Raw genomic sequence first — 16,560 nt, 5'->3', positions numbered from 1 at the left:
GACACCCCAGGCGGACAGAATCGGTCCGCTATCTCTGGCAGGGTGGGCGACATGGACGTGGCAAACGGTGTCGAGCGGGGTACGACGGAGCGGGTGCTCACCCTGCTCGGGCTGCTGCAGCAGCGCCAGGTCTGGACCGGTCCGGAGCTCGCCGAACGGCTCGGGGTCACCTCGCGCACGGTACGACGTGACGTCGAGCGGCTGCGCACGCTCGGCTATCCGGTGCATGCCGGCCAGGGGGTCGGCGGCGGTTACCGGCTCGGCCCGGGGCAGGAACTGCCGCCGCTGCTTCTCGACGACGAAGAGGCGATCGCCACCGCGGTCTCGCTGCTCGTCGGCGCGGGAGGCGCGGGAGGCATGGGTGGCGGTGCGGTCGCCGGAGCCGGCGACGCCGCACTGCGGGCGCTGACCAAGCTCGACCAGGTGCTGCCCACTCGGCTGCGGCACGAGGTGCGCGCGCGCTCTCCGGCTCGGTGGAGTCCTTCGGCGGAGGCCGCACGCCGGTCGAGCCCGAGGTGCTCATGACGCTGGCCCGAGCCTGCCGCGACGAGGTCGAGGCCGGCTTCGACTACCCGTCCGGGAACGAGGTGCGACGGCGGCGGGTCGAGCCCTACCGCCTGGTCGCCTCCGACCGGCGCTGGTACCTCCTCGCCTACGACCTCGATCGCGACGACTGGCGCAGCTTCCGCGTCGACCGGATGACCGAGGTGTCCGCACGGACCTGGCGCTTCTGCCCGCGCGAGGCGCCCGACGCGGCAACGTACGTGCAGGAGGGAGTGGCGAGCCGGGTCTACCCGCACCAGGCACGCTTCCTCGTGCACGCGTCGGCCGACACGGTGCGCGCGCAGATTCCGGCGTCGGCGGCCGTCGTGCGACAGCGCGGGAGTGAGCGCTGCGAGGTGCTCAGCGGCGCCGCCAGCCTCGACGCCTTGGTCATGCACGTACTCCTGCTGGGGCACGACTTCGAGGTACTCGACCCTCCGGAGCTCGGGAGGCGTTGCCGCGCGCTGGCGGAGAAACTGCTGTCGGCCGGTGCGTCGATCTCACCGCTGCCGGACATCCGGGAGCCCTGAGCCGCGACCACACCGGGCGCCGATCGAGCACCTCCGCCGAGAGACTGATCCCCGAGCGTCAGCTGTTGGCCAGGGTGCGGTCGAGGAGGGGGAGCAGCCGGTCCCAGTGGTGTTGGAGTGCGGAGGGGTTGAAGGCGTCGGTGTCGGACATGGTGAAGCCGTGGACGGTGCCGGGGTAGATCTCGATGGCGTAGTCGACACCTGCGGTGTCCAGCGCCTGGTTCAGCTCGCTGATGACCTCGGACGACATGTCGTTCTCGGCGAGGCCGAGGTGGACCTGGGCGGTGAGCTCGGGGATGAGGCGGTGCGGGCTGTCGGGTGCGTCGGTGACCAGGCGGCCCGGGTGGAATCCGGCGACGGCGGCCACCTGGTCGGGGTGGGCCGTTGCGGTGCGCATCGCCAGGACGGCGCCCATGCAGTAGCCGATCGCGGCGACCGGTCCGGCGCCGACCTCGGGCTGGGCGGTGAGAAACTTGAGGTAGGCGTCGGCGTCGCGCAGGGCGAGTTCGGCGGTGTGCGCCTCCATCAAGGGCATCAACCGGGCGAAGACCGCGGGGCGGATCTCTGCTCCGATGTGCTCGGGAAGTTCGACCACCGGTGCCGGGCCGTGCCGGTAGAAGACATTGGGGACGAGCACGTAGTACCCGTGCCCGGCCAGTTCGCGGGCCATCTCCTCCAGCACGGGCCGCACGCCGAAGACGTCCATGTACAGCAGAACCCCCGGGTGCCGCTCGCCACGGTCGGGGAAGGCGGCGAAGGCGTCGGCCTGGCCGTCCGCGGTGGGAATCTGCACTGTCTTGGTGGGCAAGAGCTTCCTTCCTTGGACCGATGCCGGTGCACAGCCTCAGTCATGGGTTGAGGCCAACGCTACACACTCCATCTCCATCAGACCGAGAAACTGGAATCCGCCGTGCGATGCTGCCGGTTCAGGCGAGGGGGCGCCCGGACCAAGGCACGCCACCGCGGGTCATACCCAGGTCTGACGCCGAGATCCAGGCCCTGGTCCGATGCCTCGGGCGGGCCGGCCACGACACGGTCAGGGGTTGTGAGCTGCTGTCGGTTTTCTGAGCTGAAGTGCGTTGTAGTGAGCGGGGGTGAGTCCTGTCGGCGGGTTCACCGAGTGGGAACGGAAGTTCTGGGATCGAATGGGTGACCTTGGCGTCTGCTGCTCGTTGGGCGGGTGGCAGGTTTCCAGTCTGGGGGGAGGGTGTTGTGGTGGGTGGTGTGCGGGGAGTTGACGGCACTCTTCGCGGTGCCGGGGCCTTGCGGGGTGGCGGTCCGGGACCGCCTGAAGCACCTCACGCCCCAGGACGAGAGTGTTCTGCGCGCGGTCGGTGAGCATCAGGGTCGTCTGGCTTCGCGTGATCTCAGGGCTCGCTGTGCGGATGCTGGAGCACAGCGCGGACACCTGGGCGTCGCGCAAGCGGGACCTGACCGCGCAGTCGTCGTCGCGGATCGCCGGTGCGATCACCAAGGCCACGCACGATCAGTGGGCACTGGCCCGCCGTTGCCAGGCCGCGTACATCCAGACACTGGAGGCCGGGATCAGGACGCTGCCGCACCGCCTGTCCCTCCCGATCGGTGAGCGACCAGGTCCCGATCGGACCTGGTCGCTCGCTCATGGGGCTACCAACTGGGCCGTCACCCGGTGTGATCCAGGAACTGCCGGGCACCGCGCAGTGTGGTGCGCAGATTCCGCTGGGTCGCCCGGCTGTCGAGGCGTACGTCGAGGGCGCCGCGATGTGTGCTGCGGGCCCGCAGGCCGGTGGGCAGCCGGGAGGCATCGAGGTTGTCACGCCTGGCGATGAGGGTGCCGAGCTCGTGACGGCTCAAGGCGTCGGACCCGGCGAGATGGTGGATGCCGGCCGCGTCGCCCGAGGCCAGTTCCAGGAGGGCGGCGGCCAGGTCGGCGACGTGCACCGGGCAGCGGATGTCGTCGGTGAACAGGGCGCCGTTGTGGGTGCCGGCGGCCAGTTCGTGTACGAGGCGCTCATGGACGGAGCGCCCGTAGCCGATGATCAGCGACGTGCGGGCGACAACGGCCTCCGGATGCACGACGAGGACGCCGGTCTCCGCTGCCGCCTTTGCTGCTCCGTACGGGGTGATGGGGTCGGGCAGGCAGGTCTCGTCGTAGTGGACTCGGGCACCGGAGAACACCGCGTCGCTGGACACCTGGACCAGGCGGCTGCCGCACTTCGCCGCGGCCATCGCGATCCGGACAGGGCCCTCGGCCGTAGTCGCCCAGTCGGCCTTGCCGCTCGATGCGTCGACGACGAGATGCGGGCGCACCTCGGCCATGACGGCGTCCAGACGTCCCGCATCCCGCAGATCAAGGGCGTACCACTCGGCCTGGGAAGTGTCGCCGGGCATGGTCGCGTAGGTCGCGGCTGTTGTGTGCCCGGCCGCTCTCGCCTGCCGGATCAGTTCGTTCCCCAGGAAGCCGCTGCCGCCGATGATCAGAGCTGTCATGTGCGACACGGTAGAGGTCCCGGTGGGTACCTGCGGTGGAGATGCCCGGCCTCGCTGCGAGGCCGGGCATGCTGGCGGTCTTTATGGGATCTGTGTTTGGGATCTCTGCATGGGATCCGGGAACCCTAGGTGACCGTCAGGGTCACCGGCCCACTCGGCATCGGGGTGTTGTTCGGGAAACCGAAGGACGAGGACTTGCCCGCCTGGTCGGACAGGCGCAGGGCGATGGCATACGTCCCGGGGGCCACGGCGGAGGGGAGTGGGAAGGAGAGGGTCAACGGGCCGCTGAAGGTCAGTGAGGCACCGCCGGACGAGGCCGGGATCCACTGCCCCGAGGAGTCGATCAGGTAGATGTCGTAGCCGTTGACACCCGCGGTGGTGCCCGAGACGTTGACGGTGAGGCGGATGTCGGTGGAGTGTTCCGTTGCCGGGATGGTGGCGGGCGAGAGTGTGGCCTGGTCGATCTCGGGCAGCACCGTGTCGGGTGCCGAAGTGATCGTCAGGCCGGTCTCCGGTGCGCCGTACTTCGAGCCGTACAGGGCGACGTTCCCGGCGTTGTCCGTGATGATCATGCCGGTGAGTCCATGTCGGTGACGGCCATGTTGCCCGTCTCCTGCGCCGCCGCGGTCCCCGTGATCGGCGTCAGGGTCAGCGCGAGCCCCATCCCGATCGCCGCGATCATCCGTCTCAGTCGTATGCGCAACTGCGGGCCCCTCGTTCTGTTTTCCGTCGTGTCCCCGTTGCCCGGGGCAAGCGGACTGTAACAGCGCAGTCACTGATCTGTTCGACTGTTTCCGTGCCGGCTCGTCCTCGCCCACGACCACCATCCGGGCCCGGCCGATGGGGATCTGCACGAGCCACGACAGACGCGGCTCCAGGTCCCTCGCCGTGGGTCCGGAACGATCGGCACCGCCGGGATCGAGGAACCCTACTGGCGCGCCAGGCCGTGGCGGCCGGCCCAGGCGTTGATCGCCGCGGCCAGCTCCTCGGGGCGGTCCTCCGGGGAGTGGTGGCCGGCGAGGCCGTGGTGGGAGACCTCCAGGCCCGCGATGTTCTCCTCGCACCAGGCCACCGTCCCCCGGTCGGTCATCGCCCCCGGGCCCGGCTCGAACGCGGCGAGCAGCTTGGGGACTTCGGGGCTGGCGGCCAGCCAGGCGTCGTAGCGCTCGACGCGGGCCACGACGTCGGCGGGCTCGCCGTCCAGCGGCATCATGCGCGTCCACGCCAGTACCGGGCGGCGGCTGTGCGGGGTCGGGAAGGGGCGGCGGTAGACCTCCAGGTCGGCAGGGTCGAGCGGGGTGGCGAGCGTGTTCGGGAGCCCTTCGATGAACAGCGACTTCTCCAGGATCATCTCCTCGCCCACCCCGGGGGTCCGCAGGAGGGTGAACAACTCCCGGCCGGCCGCCGGGAACTCGTCGCCGACCAGCGGCTTGATGATCGTCTCGGTGAAGGCGAGGCCGCGGACGCGGCCCGGGAGACGGGCGGCGCGGTCGAAGGCGAGCGCCCCACCCCAGTCGTGGCCGACGAGGACGGCCTCGGCCAGGCCGAGGCCGTCGAACCAGGCGTCGAGATGGCGGGCGTGCTCGTCGAAGGAGTAGGCCAGGTCGGGCTTGCCGGAGTCGCCCATGCCGATGAGGTCGGGGGCCAGCAGGCGGCGGCCGGGCGCTGCCACCCCCGGCAGGACGTTCCGCCACAGGTGGGAGGAGGTGGGGTTGCCGTGCAGGAAGACGAACGGCAGCCCGTCGGGGTCGCCGGACTCGCGGTAGTGGAGGGTGGAGCCGAGGACGGGGAGGGTGGGCATCGCGGTGTAACTTCGCTTTCCGTACGGGGATTCAGAGGTTGAGGCTCAGGACGCGGTCGACGGCGATCTCGATGACGACCAGGTCCGGCGGGGCGGGCGGGGCCGCGCGGTAGCGGGCGGTGTAGCGGCGGACGGCCTCGGCCAGGTGCTCGGGGGCGTCGGTGACGGCGGCCCGGCCTTCGAGAGTGACCCAGCGGAAGCCGTCCGCCTGGCAGAGCGCGACACGAGCCGCCGGGCCGCCCGCCGCCACGTTCCGGGCCTTGCGCGCTCCCGCCCGGGTGGTCACCCGGACCAGGCCGGTGGCCGTGTCGACAGTGAAGCGGACAGGAGCGACGTGCGGGGTGCCGTCCGGGCGGAGGGTGGTGAGGGTGGCCGTGCCGGGGCGGGTGAGGAACGCCCGCGTGCCGGCCGGGAGTTCGACCGCCGCCCGGCTCACTTCTTCTTCACGCCCTCGTTCCAGATCAGCTTGGCGATGTTCGGCTTCACGGCCGTGGTGATGACGCCCATGGCCGTACGGACGTACCGCCGCTCCTCCAGCTCGCGCAGCATGCTCGCGGCCAGGTCGGCACGGGCGGTGAAGACGCCGTCGGCGCTGGTCTCGGCGGTGTGGTGGTCCGTGACGACGGGGTGCTCGAAGAGACCCGAGGGCCGGACGAGGGTCCAGTCGAGGTCCGTCCGACGGATCACGGCCTCCATGCGGCGCATGTCCTCGTGGAGGGTACGGCCGAGACGTCGGTTCACCAGCGGGTCGAGCACATGGTTGAAGAAGTGGGCGCCGGTGGGGCGCCAGTCCGGGTCGGCGATGCTGGAGCTGACGGCGAGCAGCCGCTTGACGCCGTGGCGTGCCATGGCCCCGGTGATGGCAGTGGCGCTCGCCGAGTACGTGGTGATGGTCTGCTTGCTGAAGCGCGCGCCCAGCGCGGAGAGTACGGCGTCGGTGCCGTCGATCGCGGCATCGACGGCCGCCGGGTCGGTGGCGTCGGCGACGGCCACGGCGAGGCCGGGGCGCGCGGCGAGGGAGCCGGGGCGGCGGGTCACGGCGACGACCTCGTGGCCGGCGGCGAGGGCCTGGTCGGTGAGGTGGCGGCCGGTCGGTCCGTTGGCTCCGAAGACTGCGATACGCATGGTGTCGGGTCATCCCTTCGTGTGGTTCGTGGAACGCCCTTGACTGTCCCGATCACCGAACGCAGGCTCAACGCTGATGAATAACGCAGCCCCCGCCCCCGCCCGCACCCGAGGCCGCCCCCGCGGCAACCCGCCGACCCGCGAGTCGATCGTCCCGGCGGCCCGCGCGCTGTTCCTGGAGCGCGGCTACCGGCGCACCACTCTGCGCGCGGTGGCCGCGGCCGCCGGGGTCGACCCGGCGCTGATCGCGTACCACTTCGGCTCGAAGAAGGGCCTGTTCGCGGACGTGATGCAGTTCCAGTGCGCCAACGCGCTGGCGGTGGAAGCCGTCCTCGGCGGCGACCCGGCCACGCTCCCCGACCGCCTGATCGACGCGGTGACGGACCTGTGGGAGGACGCCGACTTCCGACAGCTCACCGCCCAGGGCGACGAGGCCGCCGAGGCGATCCGCGAATACCTCGAACACGAGCTGCTGGCCCGGCTTGTTGAATTCCTCGGCGGCCGGGACGCGACCGCACGTGCCACGGCCGTGGTGACGATCCTCGGCGGCCTCATCTACACCCGCTACCTCAACCCCCTCCCCACCCCCGCGGCCCTCACCCCGTCCGAGACCCGCCGCATCCTCACCCCGGCGCTGCGCGCGGCACTGGCCCCGAGGCCGCGCACCGCGGCAACCACCAACGCAGGCCGTCGGGGCTGACCGGCCTCCGGCGGAGGCGCCGTCCGGCCCCGCCGGGCAGCTTGTGGCCCGGGTGGCCGCGACGACCGCGGTGGCGTTGCTCGTCGTCCTCGGGTACGGGTTCATCCGTGGGGGACTCCACGGGCTGAACGACGCCTCCGCGGTCGCCGCGCGTGGACGGTCGGTCGACGGGGTCGTCGTGGCGAAAGACAACGGTGATCGGGCCCCGCGGCATGGAAGACGCCGGCCCCACCGTCGCCCACAGCGACGCCCCTGCCCCGGGTGACGAGGACGACGACACCATCATCCCCGAGGGGCAGACCTTTGCCCACCTCGCTCGCGAGCTGGCTCCCGACTGGCGGGTCATCGCCCCCGATCAGCGTGGACACGGAGCGAAGAACCCGCCGCGGCCGAGGCGTCCCTGGACCCGATACGGTCCCGGATCCTCGCCGCCCTGGCCGAGCCCGGCTCGGCCGCCATGCTGGCCGTCCGCCTGGGGCTTCCCCGGCAGAAGGTCAACTACCACCTCAAGGAGCTGGAGCGTCACGGGCTGGTCGAGCTCACCGAAGAACGCCGCAAGGGCAACGTCACCGAGCGGGTGTACAGCGCCACCGCCGCTTCCTACGTGATCTCCCCCAACGCCTTGGTCGCCGTCAGCCCCGATCCATCCCGGTCTCCCGACCAGCACTCCGCCCGCTGGCTGCTGGCACTGGGGTCCCGGCTGGTGCAGGAGATCGGCACACTGCTGACCGGCGCGGCCCGGGTTCGGCGGCGGGTCGCCACCTTCGGCATCGACGCCGAGGTGCGGTTCGCCTCCGCTGCCGACCGGACGGCCTTCGCCGATGAACTGGCCGAGGCGGTGGCGGCCCTCGTCGGCCGCTACCACGACGAGGCCGCCCCAGAAGGCCGGAGCCACCGAGTGATCGTCGGGCTCCACCAGATCCCCGCGCCGCAGCCCGGCCCCGACGCGAACGCGGCCGGCCCGCAGCAGCAATCCGGGGGGACGCACGAGACCGAACCCGAAGCAGGACAGGACTGCGCACCATGACACACCCATTCGAGATCGAGCTGGAGACGAACCTCCCGGCGAGCCCGGAACAGGTCTGGGAGGCGATCGCCACCGGACCGGGGATCGACTCCTGGTTCATGGGCCGCAACGAGGTGGAGCCACGCGAGGGCGGGTCCGCGGCCATGGAGACCGGGGGCCACCGGGAGGAGGCGGTGGTCACCGCCTACGAGCCCGGCAATCGCTTCGCGACCCGCACGGCCACCGCCGAGGACGGCCGGTTCATGGCCTTCGAGTACCTGATCGAGGGGCGGGGCGGCGGCAGCACCGTGCTCCGCGTCGTCCACAGCGGCCTACTCGGCGACGACTGGGAGGACGAGTACGACGCCCTGCGCCGCGGCTGGCCCTTCCACCTCCACACGCTCCGCGAATACCTGACGCACTTCCCCGGACGCACCGGCGTTCCCGTCTTCGCCCGGGCGCCGTCCGGCGAGCGATCGGCACCGGAGGTGCGATCGGCACTCGCCCGAGGGCTTTCGCTGCCGAGCCCGATCCCCGTCGGCTCGCAGACACACGCCGCGCCGGCCGGTCTGCCGCCGCTGGATGGCGCAGTCGTCTGGTCCGACGACGAGCGCATGGAGCTCCGCACCGCCGACGGGATCTACACCTTCCACCACGGCTCCGGCATGGTGCTGATGTTCCACCACCTGTTCGGCCCGGACACGGACAGTGCCGAGGTCGCCTGGCAGCAGTGGCTGACCGGGCTCCTCGGCTGACCTCCGCAAGCCACTCAGGCCGCCCGTACGCGCGGCGTGTGCCGGGTCCCGATGCAACCGAAGAGCTCCCTGATGCGCCGCTCCGGGATACGTCATCACTACACCTCTGCCGTCTCGAACATGACCGAAGCGGCAGCAAACAACCGAGAACCAGACACGAGACACCGAGGAATCCTCATGCGTCCCCTGATCAGCACCGCTTTCATCTCGCTTGACGGCGTCGTGGAGGGCCCCGGCGGCGAACCGGGCTACCGAAACTCCGGATGGACCTTCAAGGACGTCGAGTTCGTCCCCGAGGCGTTCGAAATCAAGGTGCGGGAGCAGAAGGAATCCACCGCGATCCTGATGGGCCGGATCAGCTACGCGTTCAGCCCGGTGTGGCCGGACATGGAGGAATTCGCCGACTACAAGACGATGCCGAAGTACGTCGTGTCCACCACCCTCACCGACGACGGCCTTGTCTCGAACTGGGGCGAGACCACCATCCTGCGCTCGCTCGACGAGGTCGCCGCACTGAAGGAGACCGAGGGAGGCCCGATCATCATCCACGGCAGCGCCACCCTCAACCATGCCCTGTCCGACGCGGGCCTGATCGACCGCTACCACCTGCTCGTCTTCCCGCTGCTGCTCGGCGCCGGCAAGCGACTGTTCAGCACCACGGACAAGGACACCCAGAAGCTGAAGCTGGTCGAGTACGAGGCCTACTCCAACGGTCTGCAGAAGAACGTCTTCGATGTCGTCCGCTGACAGGGCTTCGATTCCTGCCCTGCCGTCGCCGCCTCCTCACGGGTGGGCATAGGGTGCCGCGTCGTGAACACTGACATACCTGATGAGCGGCTGCTCGCCATGGCCAGTACAGCCGGATACGGCGAGTCCGCCGCTGCCCTGGCCGAGCAGTACGAGAGCGTTTCGTCGGATGAGGTGCACCGGGAAGTGCTTCACCTTTTCCCGGCGCAGCCAAGCACGGTCCTGGACATCGGGGCGGGAAGCGGGCGTGACGCGGCGGCCCTGGCTGCGCGGGGACACCGGCTCGTCGCCGCGGAACCCACCGCCGAGCTGCGCGAGCTGGGCGAGCGTATCCACGCAGGACAAGACATCGAGTGGGTCGACGACGCCCTCCCCGGCCTGCCGACCCTGACCAGTCAGGGGCGTCGCTTCGACCTGATCCTGCTGACCGCGGTCTGGATGCACCTGGACGAGCAGGAGCGGAAGGCGGCCATGGCCACCCTGGTCAGTCTGCTCGGCAATGCCGGTCAGGTGGTCCTCTCGCTGCGGCATGGTCCTGTCCCCGCCGGTCGCCGCATGTTTCCTGTCTCCGCGCAGGAGACGATCGAGCTCGCCCAGCGGCAGGGTTTGGAGGTCGTGCACCTTGCCCACCGCGAGGATCCGCACGGGCGCACCGATGTCTCCTGGAGCTACTTGGTCCTGCGGCACGCGCCACTGCACCATCGACAGGCGGACGAGCGCGATCTGTCCGCCCTGGTCCGACTGCGGGACGACGCGGCGCGCTGGCACATTGCCCAAGGCATCGACCAGTGGAAGCCCGGGGAACTCGACATCGAGCACTTCCGCACACGACTGCACGACGGAGAGGTCTGGATCGCTGCCCTCGGTCCACACGGACCGATCGCCGGGGCCTGGGAGTTGTGGTGGGACGACCCCGCCGCCTGGGGGCCACAGTCTCCGAACGCCGGATACGTCCACCGGCTCATGACCGACCGCCGCGTCGCACCATCAGGCACCGGGCGGCAGATGCTCGCCCGGGCCGAAGCCCGCATCGCCGCCGCAGGCCGGCAGATCTGCCGACTCGACTGTCTGGCCGACAACTACCGGCTCCGGGAGTACTACGAGACGGCCGACTACAACGTCGTTCGTGAGCACGCAAAGGACGGCGGACTCGGTCGCATCTACGCAGTCACGCTGATGGAGAAACGGCTCTAGCCCGCGAGAACGCAAAGCACCGGGCTCCTCCGGACCGCGCCTGTCAGGGACGCGGGCCGACAGGGCCCGGTGATCGTCGCCCGGTCAGGGCTCTCACCTGCGATACCGCGGCCCTGCTGGTGGTGACCAGCAACAACTGGGCCCCGCGCACACAGCACCCCAGGACAGCTCCATCATCGTGCGTCTCGCAGTCCGAGAATGTACGTCGCGGTGAGGGCAACGGCACGGTCTTCGTCATGGGACAGATCCGCGAGGGCACGCAACGCCGTGGTTCCCGGGATGTCCGCGAGCGCCTGTGTCAGCCGTCGGCGTGCGGACGGTTCAACGGAGCCGTGGGCGAGGCGGTCGACGAGCCCAGTAGCGATCTGATCCGCCAACGCGGGACGACCCGCCAGCGCGCCCAGCGCATCGGCCGCATCGGCGTCATTCGCATCCTCCACGACCATGTCGATGAGCGTCGGGACCGCGTCGGCTGCTCCACGGGCCCCGAGCGCCAGAGCCGCATACCTGCGGACCACGATGTCGGGGTTCGCGAGGGCGTCCTGCAGCAGCGCGGTCGCCTCATCGTTCGGAATCTCGGCGATGGACTGGACGGCACGCTTCCGCACCTCGGCCGCTGGTGCGCGGAGGCCCTCCGCCAGCAGCGCCGATGCGTCATCGCCCGATTGCGCCAAAGCCCATCGAAGGGCTCCGGCGACGTTCGGGTCCGTCTCGCTCAGCGCCGCTTCCACCAGTGCCTCCACTGGCACCGGAACCTCCTCGACCGAGGACAAGGCCGCGCGCTGGCGCGTCCCGGCGCTCTTCGACCCCAACGCCTGGAGGAGTACGACGATCTGGAGGACGTCCTCCCAGCCGGCGGGTTCCGCTGCACCGATCCGACCCAAACGCGTAAGCAGCTCCGTCTCATGTGCAATGCGTTCTCGCGTCTGGCGGATGAGGTCGTCGACGAGGTCCCGGGGTGTGAAGCCGGGATCATCGAGCGCGCGCCCGACTTCACGCAGCGACAGTCCCAGTGACCGCAGGCTCTCGATATGGAAGATCCGTCGGATGTCCTCGTCTGAATACTCTCGGTAGCCGGCGTCGGTACGACCCGTTGGCCGCACCAGGCCGAGCGCGTCGTAATGCCTGAGCATGCGGGCGCTGACCCCGGACCGTCGTGCCACATCACCGATCAGCACTGCCCATCACTCCTCCTGGTCGGTCCTTCCGAGGACTACGATGCGCTTCGCCTCCTCGATCGCGAACTCGAATCCGGCGTCCGGGTCGCGCAACAGCCGTTCCGTGGCGATTGCGTGGGCGCGCACTCGGGGGTCGAGATCCGTCATCGCAGCGCGCAGAGTCGGCAGAATCACCTCACCGAGCGCGATCAGCGCCCGGCTGAGACTCAGCTGCGTCTCACGTTCGCCGCGTCCGAGCTGTGCCGACAACACCGCGGCCAATTCGGGCTCTTCACCCTCGGGCACGAGCGCGACCGCTGCCCGCCAAGCGCTCCGCGCCACCTCGTCGTCGGCGTCGGACAGAACCGCCCGTGTGATCGCCGGCCACGCTCGCCGATCCCCGATCTTGGACAGTGTGTGCAAGGCCTGGCTCCGTGCCTGCGTACGCTCCGAGCGGACTTCATCGATGAGCTCCGGGACCGTCAGCGATGCCGAGTGGCGGGTGAGTGCCCACGTAAGCATTTCGCGCACGTAGAACTCGGGTTCGATCGCGCATCTTTCGATGAGCGTGTCGACGAATCGCGGGTCAGGGGTCGTACCGACCGCCAGCGCCGCCCGCAGCCGTACTGCCGAGCGGCTGTCCGCCAACCCCTGGACAGCGCGCATCGCATCCGTGTCCTGTTTCGCCATGGTCATCGGGACCACCTCCTTGGCCACAGTGAAGACCTTGTCACTGTGCCAAGGTCAAGCGCCGGGGTGCACCATGTGGGACTTCCCCGACGGCCGGACCGGTGGCAACCGGTACCTGGTACTCGGCCTCGGCACGGGGCAGGCTGCCGACCTCGCGATGCCGCGACACCGGGACGAGCTGATCGTCTACGGACCGCTGCTCCGGTCGTCCCGCTTCCCTGCTCTGTGGCTCTGTGGCTCTGTGACTCTATGGCCCTGTGACTCTATGGCCCTGTGACTCTGTGGTTCCTGCGGCTCGACCTTGTCGCCGCCCGCCAGAAGTGGCTTCCCCGGCATCGCGACCGCGAACGCTTCTCCTGCAGTACCTGGGCCTTCGCATCCACTACCCGGATGCGGTACGAAGTCCGATGTGAACGATCAGACTCAGCCCGCGACTGTTCGCGTGTTCATCGCCCTGGCCCCGCCCGACCCCGCGAAGGAAGAACTGGCCCGGGAGCTGCGCACCGCCTATGACACACACCCTCAGATGCGGTGGAACCGCATCGAGGACTGGCACATCACCCTGGCGTTCCTCGGGGAGCTACCGGTCGAGACAGTTCCGGTCCTGCGCCCGGCTCTCGCCAACCTCGCGGCGGACCACCAGTCACTCCGTTTGGCACTGCGCGGCAGCGGAGTCTTCGACGACCGGGTGCTGTGGAGCGGAATCGACGGAGACCTCGACGAGCTGCACATGCTCGCCGCCGATGTGCGTACCGCCGTCAAGAATTGCGGTGTCACCTTCGAGGAACGACCCCTGCGCCCCCATCTGACGTTGGCCCGTGCCCGCCGAGGAGATCGATCCTCGGCAGGAGAGATCGCCGAGAGGTTCGCCGGATTCACCGGTCGTCGATGGCCTGCCGAACGTCTGCACCTGGTCGGCAGCAACGTCGGCCGTAGCCGAGGACCGATCCACTACCGCGACATCGAGGCTTGGGCCCTCGGCAACGGGAACTCCACCGGATCTCGGGGGTGAGGGGCGTGGCCGGTGAGTTGGCCGCCGGGCTTCCGGGCCGGGGTCCGACCCGACGCGGATGTCCTTGTCAGTGGTGGCAGGCAGACTGTGGTGCATGACTTCGGTGACCGCGCATGACTACGCCTGGATACGGTCCTCCCCGTTCTTCCGCTATGCGCTGGAGACCGGGTACGCCCTGACCCTGGTGCGGGGCGTCGCCCCGGGGGAGGTGCTGCGGGTCATGGAGACGGAGCCCCAGGGCATGTGCGCGGGGACGGCGGCGTGGGGATGCAGCCGCGCTTCCTGGAAGCCCTGTCGGCGGGCGGACGCGCCGTGGGGCACTCCAGCAACGGAGGGAAGCCCATCCACCTGTTCCACTGGTACGAGGACGGGCAGCTCAGGACCGCCTTCGAGTGGCCCACGGCGAGGGACGGCAGCACCCCCGACGCCCTCAACCCGGTGATGCGTGAGGTCGGTTTCCATCTCTCCGACGGCGAGGGCGACACCGGCGTGCCCGTGGACACCAAGGCGGCGGTCCTCGCCCTGACCGAGCGGCTGACCGGTGTGCGGGTGACGGAGGAACTGCTCCAGGAGGCCGAGTACCGACTCGGGCTCGTACCGGAGGAGCCCGCCGAGGAGTGGACCGGCATCGTCATCGACATCACCGACGCCCACGGGGAACGCCTCTACAAGGAAGTCAGCCGCGAGGAGGTCGAGTCAGCCATGGCGCGCGCCCGCGCGCCCGCGCCGAGGCCGCAGAACCGATTGTCATCCGCAGGCCCTCATCACCGCCCCCTGATCGTCACGACGGTCGAAGCGGATCGTTGACCGGGTCCGGATCGATGACTGGATTGTGCGGATCGATGGGGGCGGGCGAGGCGGGAGCGTCTTGCGTGGCTCAAGCCAGACGGAGAGCGGAGACCAGGTCCGGCGGCGGGCGTATCGGAGAGCTCGCCTGCACGGTGTAGGGGCCGTTGATGGGCGTCGGCATGCCCATGGCTGCCTCGTTCGCGAGGCTGGGCTTCAACGGGTCTTGTCGTGGGTGGGGCCGAACCGGGATGATCTTCGGTCATGCGTCTCGACGAACTCAACGCTGGTGAACGTCAGTTGTGGAACTCCTTCGCCCAGGGCGGCGTTGTCGATGTCCGCGACGCCCCGCAAGCGGCGGAACTCGCAGTGCGGGCCGAGGTCATTGCGGCGCTGCTGCTGGGCGCCGGCGCCGACCCCGCCCCGGGCGACCGCCCGGCACTGCGCCTGACCGGCGCCCGCATCACGGGCAGGCTGGATCTGCAATTCGCCGAGATCCCCGTGCCGGTCGTCCTGGACGAATGTCGCTTCGACGAAGTGCCCCTGCTCCGGGGCGCCAGGATCCGCGAGCTGGTCCTCACCGGATGCGCCTTCCCGGGGCTCGCCGCCGACGCGGCCCAGATCGACGGCCGACTGGTCCTGTCCCGCTGCCACCTGACCGGGCCCCTCGTACTCACCCGCTCGCAGATCCACAGCGACCTGGACCTCCGCGACACCGTGATCACCGCGCCCGGGACCGAGGCGATATCCGCTGTCCACCTCATCGTGGGCGGCGACGTGCTGTGCACCAACCTCGCGGTCCGGGGAACCTTCCGCTGTACCGGCGCCGCCGTCTCCGGCGAGTTCGACCTGGAGGGCGCCTCCCTGCGCAACCCCGGCGGCCACGCCCTGGACGCCTACCACGTCCGGATCACCGGGGACTTCACCTTCCACCCGGGCTTCAGCGCCGAAGGGCGGATCATCCTCTCCGGTGCCACGGTCGCGGCGGCGATCGGATTCTGTGGGGCCCGGCTGAACAACGTCGGCGACGTTGCGCTGGAGGCCGTTGACGTCACAGTCGCCCGCAACTTCGACCTCGGCCTAGGGCTCCGCGTCGACGGAGGCATCAAACTCGACGGCAGCAGCATCGGCACGCAGCTCAGCTTCCGCGATGCCACGCTGACGAATTTCGGCGGCACCGCCCTGTCCTTGCGGCTGGCTCGCGCCCGGGAGACCGATCTGCGCACCCGGCAGCCGATCGACGGCACCGTCGACGCCAGCAATGCCCAGCTGGGCACCCTGTACGACACCCCCGACACCTGGCCCGCCGACCTCCGACTGGCCGAGACCACCTACGACGCGCTTGCCATCCCCCTGACAGCCACCGAACGGCTCGACTGGATCCGGCACAGCACCGATGCCTACCTCCCCCAGCCGTACGAGCAGCTCGCAACCGCCTACCGACGGCTCGGACACGAGGACGAAGCACGCACGGTGCTCCTCGCCAAGCAACGCCATCGCCGTGCCATGCTCCCCCTGCACACCCGCGTCTGGGGCTACATCCAGGACACAACCGTCGGCTACGGCTACCGGCCACTCCGCGCCAGCCTCTGGCTCATGGCGCTGCTCGCCTGCGGCGCACTCTTCTTCGCAGCCCATCCGCCCGCACCTCTCGAAGCGGAGAAGGCACCGCCATTCAACGCCGTCGTCTACGCGTTCGACCTGCTCGTCCCGATCACCGCCTTCGGACAGGACGTCGCCTTCGCACCACGAGGCACCGGTCAATGGCTCGCCTACGCGCTGACCGCTGCCGGGTGGATCCTGGCCACGACCGTCGCCGCCGGCATCTCACGGGCGATCAACCGCCAGTAACGAACCGACAGCCACGACGTGACGCGGTATGCACGCTCAGAGCCCTGCCCGTAAAGAACCGGCCGAGGCGTAGCGCGACTGCGGTCGGCCCCCGCTGTCAGAGGGCGGTATGTGACGTGATGCCACGTTTGCTGTCGCTGGAACGTGTGGCACAGGCGTATCGGGGCTGATCGGAGAGTCCTGTCGTGCTGGAG

At 69.9% G+C, this 16,560-nt stretch carries 15 protein-coding genes and 4 pseudogenes; 10 read left to right on the top strand and 9 right to left on the bottom strand.

Features of this window, described 5'->3' with window-relative positions:
* The first annotated feature begins 51 nt into the window (after positions 1 to 51).
* Positions 52 to 1,073, top strand: a pseudogene (locus ACFVX4_RS24580) (helix-turn-helix transcriptional regulator).
* A gap of 58 nt (positions 1,074 to 1,131) precedes the next feature.
* On the opposite strand, the gene ACFVX4_RS24575 reads toward ACFVX4_RS24580, so the two are convergent.
* A complete protein-coding gene (locus ACFVX4_RS24575; protein WP_389980845.1) occupies positions 1,132 to 1,881 on the bottom strand; it encodes a dienelactone hydrolase family protein in 750 nt (249 codons plus the stop codon).
* 407 nt (positions 1,882 to 2,288) lie between these two features.
* Between ACFVX4_RS24575 and ACFVX4_RS24570 the strand changes: the two are divergent.
* Positions 2,289 to 2,662 (top strand): annotated as a pseudogene (locus ACFVX4_RS24570) (IS200/IS605 family accessory protein TnpB-related protein); the annotation flags it as partial.
* A gap of 52 nt (positions 2,663 to 2,714) precedes the next feature.
* On the opposite strand, the gene ACFVX4_RS24565 reads toward ACFVX4_RS24570, so the two are convergent.
* The 6 genes and pseudogenes from ACFVX4_RS24565 to ACFVX4_RS24540 form a co-directional block, all read right to left on the bottom strand.
* Complete coding sequence (locus ACFVX4_RS24565) at positions 2,715 to 3,542, bottom strand: SDR family oxidoreductase (protein ID WP_389980843.1); 828 nt, start codon at positions 3,540 to 3,542, stop codon at positions 2,715 to 2,717.
* A gap of 125 nt (positions 3,543 to 3,667) precedes the next feature.
* The gene (locus ACFVX4_RS24560; protein WP_389980841.1) at positions 3,668 to 4,114 is read right to left on the bottom strand and encodes a hypothetical protein; all 447 of its coding nucleotides are present in this window, start codon (positions 4,112 to 4,114) and stop codon (positions 3,668 to 3,670) included.
* Complete coding sequence (locus ACFVX4_RS24555) at positions 4,111 to 4,245, bottom strand: hypothetical protein (RefSeq protein ID WP_389980839.1); 135 nt, start codon at positions 4,243 to 4,245, stop codon at positions 4,111 to 4,113. Before ACFVX4_RS24555 ends, ACFVX4_RS24560 begins: the two co-directional genes overlap by 4 nt.
* Before the next feature lie 225 nt (positions 4,246 to 4,470).
* Positions 4,471 to 5,349: pseudogene (locus ACFVX4_RS24550) on the bottom strand (haloalkane dehalogenase); the annotation flags it as partial.
* Positions 5,350 to 5,374: 25 nt separating this feature from the next.
* On the bottom strand, positions 5,375 to 5,779 hold the full coding sequence (locus ACFVX4_RS24545; protein WP_389980837.1) for a pyridoxamine 5'-phosphate oxidase family protein: 405 nt from the start codon (positions 5,777 to 5,779) through the stop codon (positions 5,375 to 5,377).
* The gene (locus ACFVX4_RS24540) at positions 5,776 to 6,468 is read right to left on the bottom strand and encodes an NAD(P)-dependent oxidoreductase (protein WP_389980835.1); all 693 of its coding nucleotides are present in this window, start codon (positions 6,466 to 6,468) and stop codon (positions 5,776 to 5,778) included. Before ACFVX4_RS24540 ends, ACFVX4_RS24545 begins: the two co-directional genes overlap by 4 nt.
* A gap of 76 nt (positions 6,469 to 6,544) precedes the next feature.
* Here ACFVX4_RS24540 and ACFVX4_RS24535 point away from each other — a divergent pair, with 76 nt between their 5' ends.
* The 5 genes from ACFVX4_RS24535 (at position 6,545) to ACFVX4_RS24515 (ending at position 10,870) form a co-directional block, all read left to right on the top strand.
* The gene (locus ACFVX4_RS24535) at positions 6,545 to 7,168 is read left to right on the top strand and encodes a TetR/AcrR family transcriptional regulator (protein WP_389980833.1); all 624 of its coding nucleotides are present in this window, start codon (positions 6,545 to 6,547) and stop codon (positions 7,166 to 7,168) included.
* A 457-nt stretch (positions 7,169 to 7,625) separates the two neighbouring features.
* Positions 7,626 to 8,195: an ArsR/SmtB family transcription factor gene (locus ACFVX4_RS24530; protein ID WP_389980831.1), complete on the top strand. Its 570-nt coding sequence runs from the start codon at positions 7,626 to 7,628 to the stop codon at positions 8,193 to 8,195.
* Entirely contained in the window at positions 8,192 to 8,929 is a 738-nt protein-coding gene (locus ACFVX4_RS24525; protein ID WP_389980829.1) for an SRPBCC domain-containing protein, read from the top strand. Before ACFVX4_RS24530 ends, ACFVX4_RS24525 begins: the two co-directional genes overlap by 4 nt.
* A 177-nt stretch (positions 8,930 to 9,106) precedes the next feature.
* Positions 9,107 to 9,676 (top strand): dihydrofolate reductase family protein, encoded by a 570-nt coding sequence (locus tag ACFVX4_RS24520; protein ID WP_389980827.1) that lies wholly within the window; start codon positions 9,107 to 9,109, stop codon positions 9,674 to 9,676.
* Between the two features lie 63 nt (positions 9,677 to 9,739).
* Positions 9,740 to 10,870 carry a class I SAM-dependent methyltransferase gene (locus ACFVX4_RS24515; RefSeq protein WP_389980825.1) on the top strand — a complete coding sequence of 377 codons (1,131 nt, stop codon included), beginning with the start codon at positions 9,740 to 9,742 and terminating at the stop codon, positions 10,868 to 10,870.
* 173 nt (positions 10,871 to 11,043) lie between these two features.
* Here the strand turns inward: ACFVX4_RS24515 and ACFVX4_RS24510 are convergent, their stop codons facing one another.
* Both ACFVX4_RS24510 and ACFVX4_RS24505 read right to left on the bottom strand, forming a co-directional pair.
* A complete protein-coding gene (locus tag ACFVX4_RS24510) occupies positions 11,044 to 12,048 on the bottom strand; it encodes a HEAT repeat domain-containing protein (protein ID WP_389980823.1) in 1,005 nt (334 codons plus the stop codon).
* A 6-nt stretch (positions 12,049 to 12,054) separates the two neighbouring features.
* Complete coding sequence (locus ACFVX4_RS24505) at positions 12,055 to 12,723, bottom strand: HEAT repeat domain-containing protein (protein ID WP_389980821.1); 669 nt, start codon at positions 12,721 to 12,723, stop codon at positions 12,055 to 12,057.
* Between the two features lie 403 nt (positions 12,724 to 13,126).
* On the opposite strand from ACFVX4_RS24505, the gene thpR reads away from it, so the two are divergent.
* From thpR to ACFVX4_RS24490, 3 genes and pseudogenes are all read left to right on the top strand, one after another.
* Positions 13,127 to 13,729, top strand: a complete 603-nt coding sequence (gene thpR / locus ACFVX4_RS24500) for an RNA 2',3'-cyclic phosphodiesterase (protein ID WP_389980819.1) — start codon at positions 13,127 to 13,129, stop codon at positions 13,727 to 13,729.
* A gap of 58 nt (positions 13,730 to 13,787) precedes the next feature.
* Positions 13,788 to 14,536, top strand: a pseudogene (locus tag ACFVX4_RS24495) (DUF6461 domain-containing protein).
* A gap of 243 nt (positions 14,537 to 14,779) precedes the next feature.
* On the top strand, positions 14,780 to 16,366 hold the full coding sequence (locus ACFVX4_RS24490; RefSeq protein WP_389980817.1) for an oxidoreductase: 1,587 nt from the start codon (positions 14,780 to 14,782) through the stop codon (positions 16,364 to 16,366).
* The last annotated feature ends 194 nt before the right edge of the window (positions 16,367 to 16,560 follow it).

The organism is Streptomyces sp. NPDC058240, from assembly GCF_042882135.1.
GTDB lineage: Bacteria > Actinomycetota > Actinomycetes > Streptomycetales > Streptomycetaceae > Streptomyces.
The sequence above is the reverse complement of the archived record's forward strand: the minus strand, read 5'-3'. Positions and strand labels throughout refer to the sequence as shown.

What these genes read in the sequence shown, in the direction of transcription:
- ACFVX4_RS24565 (WP_389980843.1), bottom strand. Translation starts at nt 3,542, where the DNA reads ATGACAGCTCTGATCATCGGCGGCAGCGGCTTCCTGGGGAACGAACTG.
- ACFVX4_RS24560 (WP_389980841.1), bottom strand. Translation starts at nt 4,114, where the DNA reads ATGATCATCACGGACAACGCCGGGAACGTCGCCCTGTACGGCTCGAAG.
- ACFVX4_RS24540 (WP_389980835.1), bottom strand. Translation starts at nt 6,468, where the DNA reads ATGCGTATCGCAGTCTTCGGAGCCAACGGACCGACCGGCCGCCACCTC.
- ACFVX4_RS24535 (WP_389980833.1), top strand. Translation starts at nt 6,545, where the DNA reads ATGAATAACGCAGCCCCCGCCCCCGCCCGCACCCGAGGCCGCCCCCGC.
- ACFVX4_RS24530 (WP_389980831.1), top strand. Translation starts at nt 7,626, where the DNA reads ATGCTGGCCGTCCGCCTGGGGCTTCCCCGGCAGAAGGTCAACTACCAC.
- ACFVX4_RS24525 (WP_389980829.1), top strand. Translation starts at nt 8,192, where the DNA reads ATGACACACCCATTCGAGATCGAGCTGGAGACGAACCTCCCGGCGAGC.
- ACFVX4_RS24520 (WP_389980827.1), top strand. Translation starts at nt 9,107, where the DNA reads ATGCGTCCCCTGATCAGCACCGCTTTCATCTCGCTTGACGGCGTCGTG.
- ACFVX4_RS24505 (WP_389980821.1), bottom strand. Translation starts at nt 12,723, where the DNA reads ATGACCATGGCGAAACAGGACACGGATGCGATGCGCGCTGTCCAGGGG.
- ACFVX4_RS24490 (WP_389980817.1), top strand. Translation starts at nt 14,780, where the DNA reads ATGCGTCTCGACGAACTCAACGCTGGTGAACGTCAGTTGTGGAACTCC.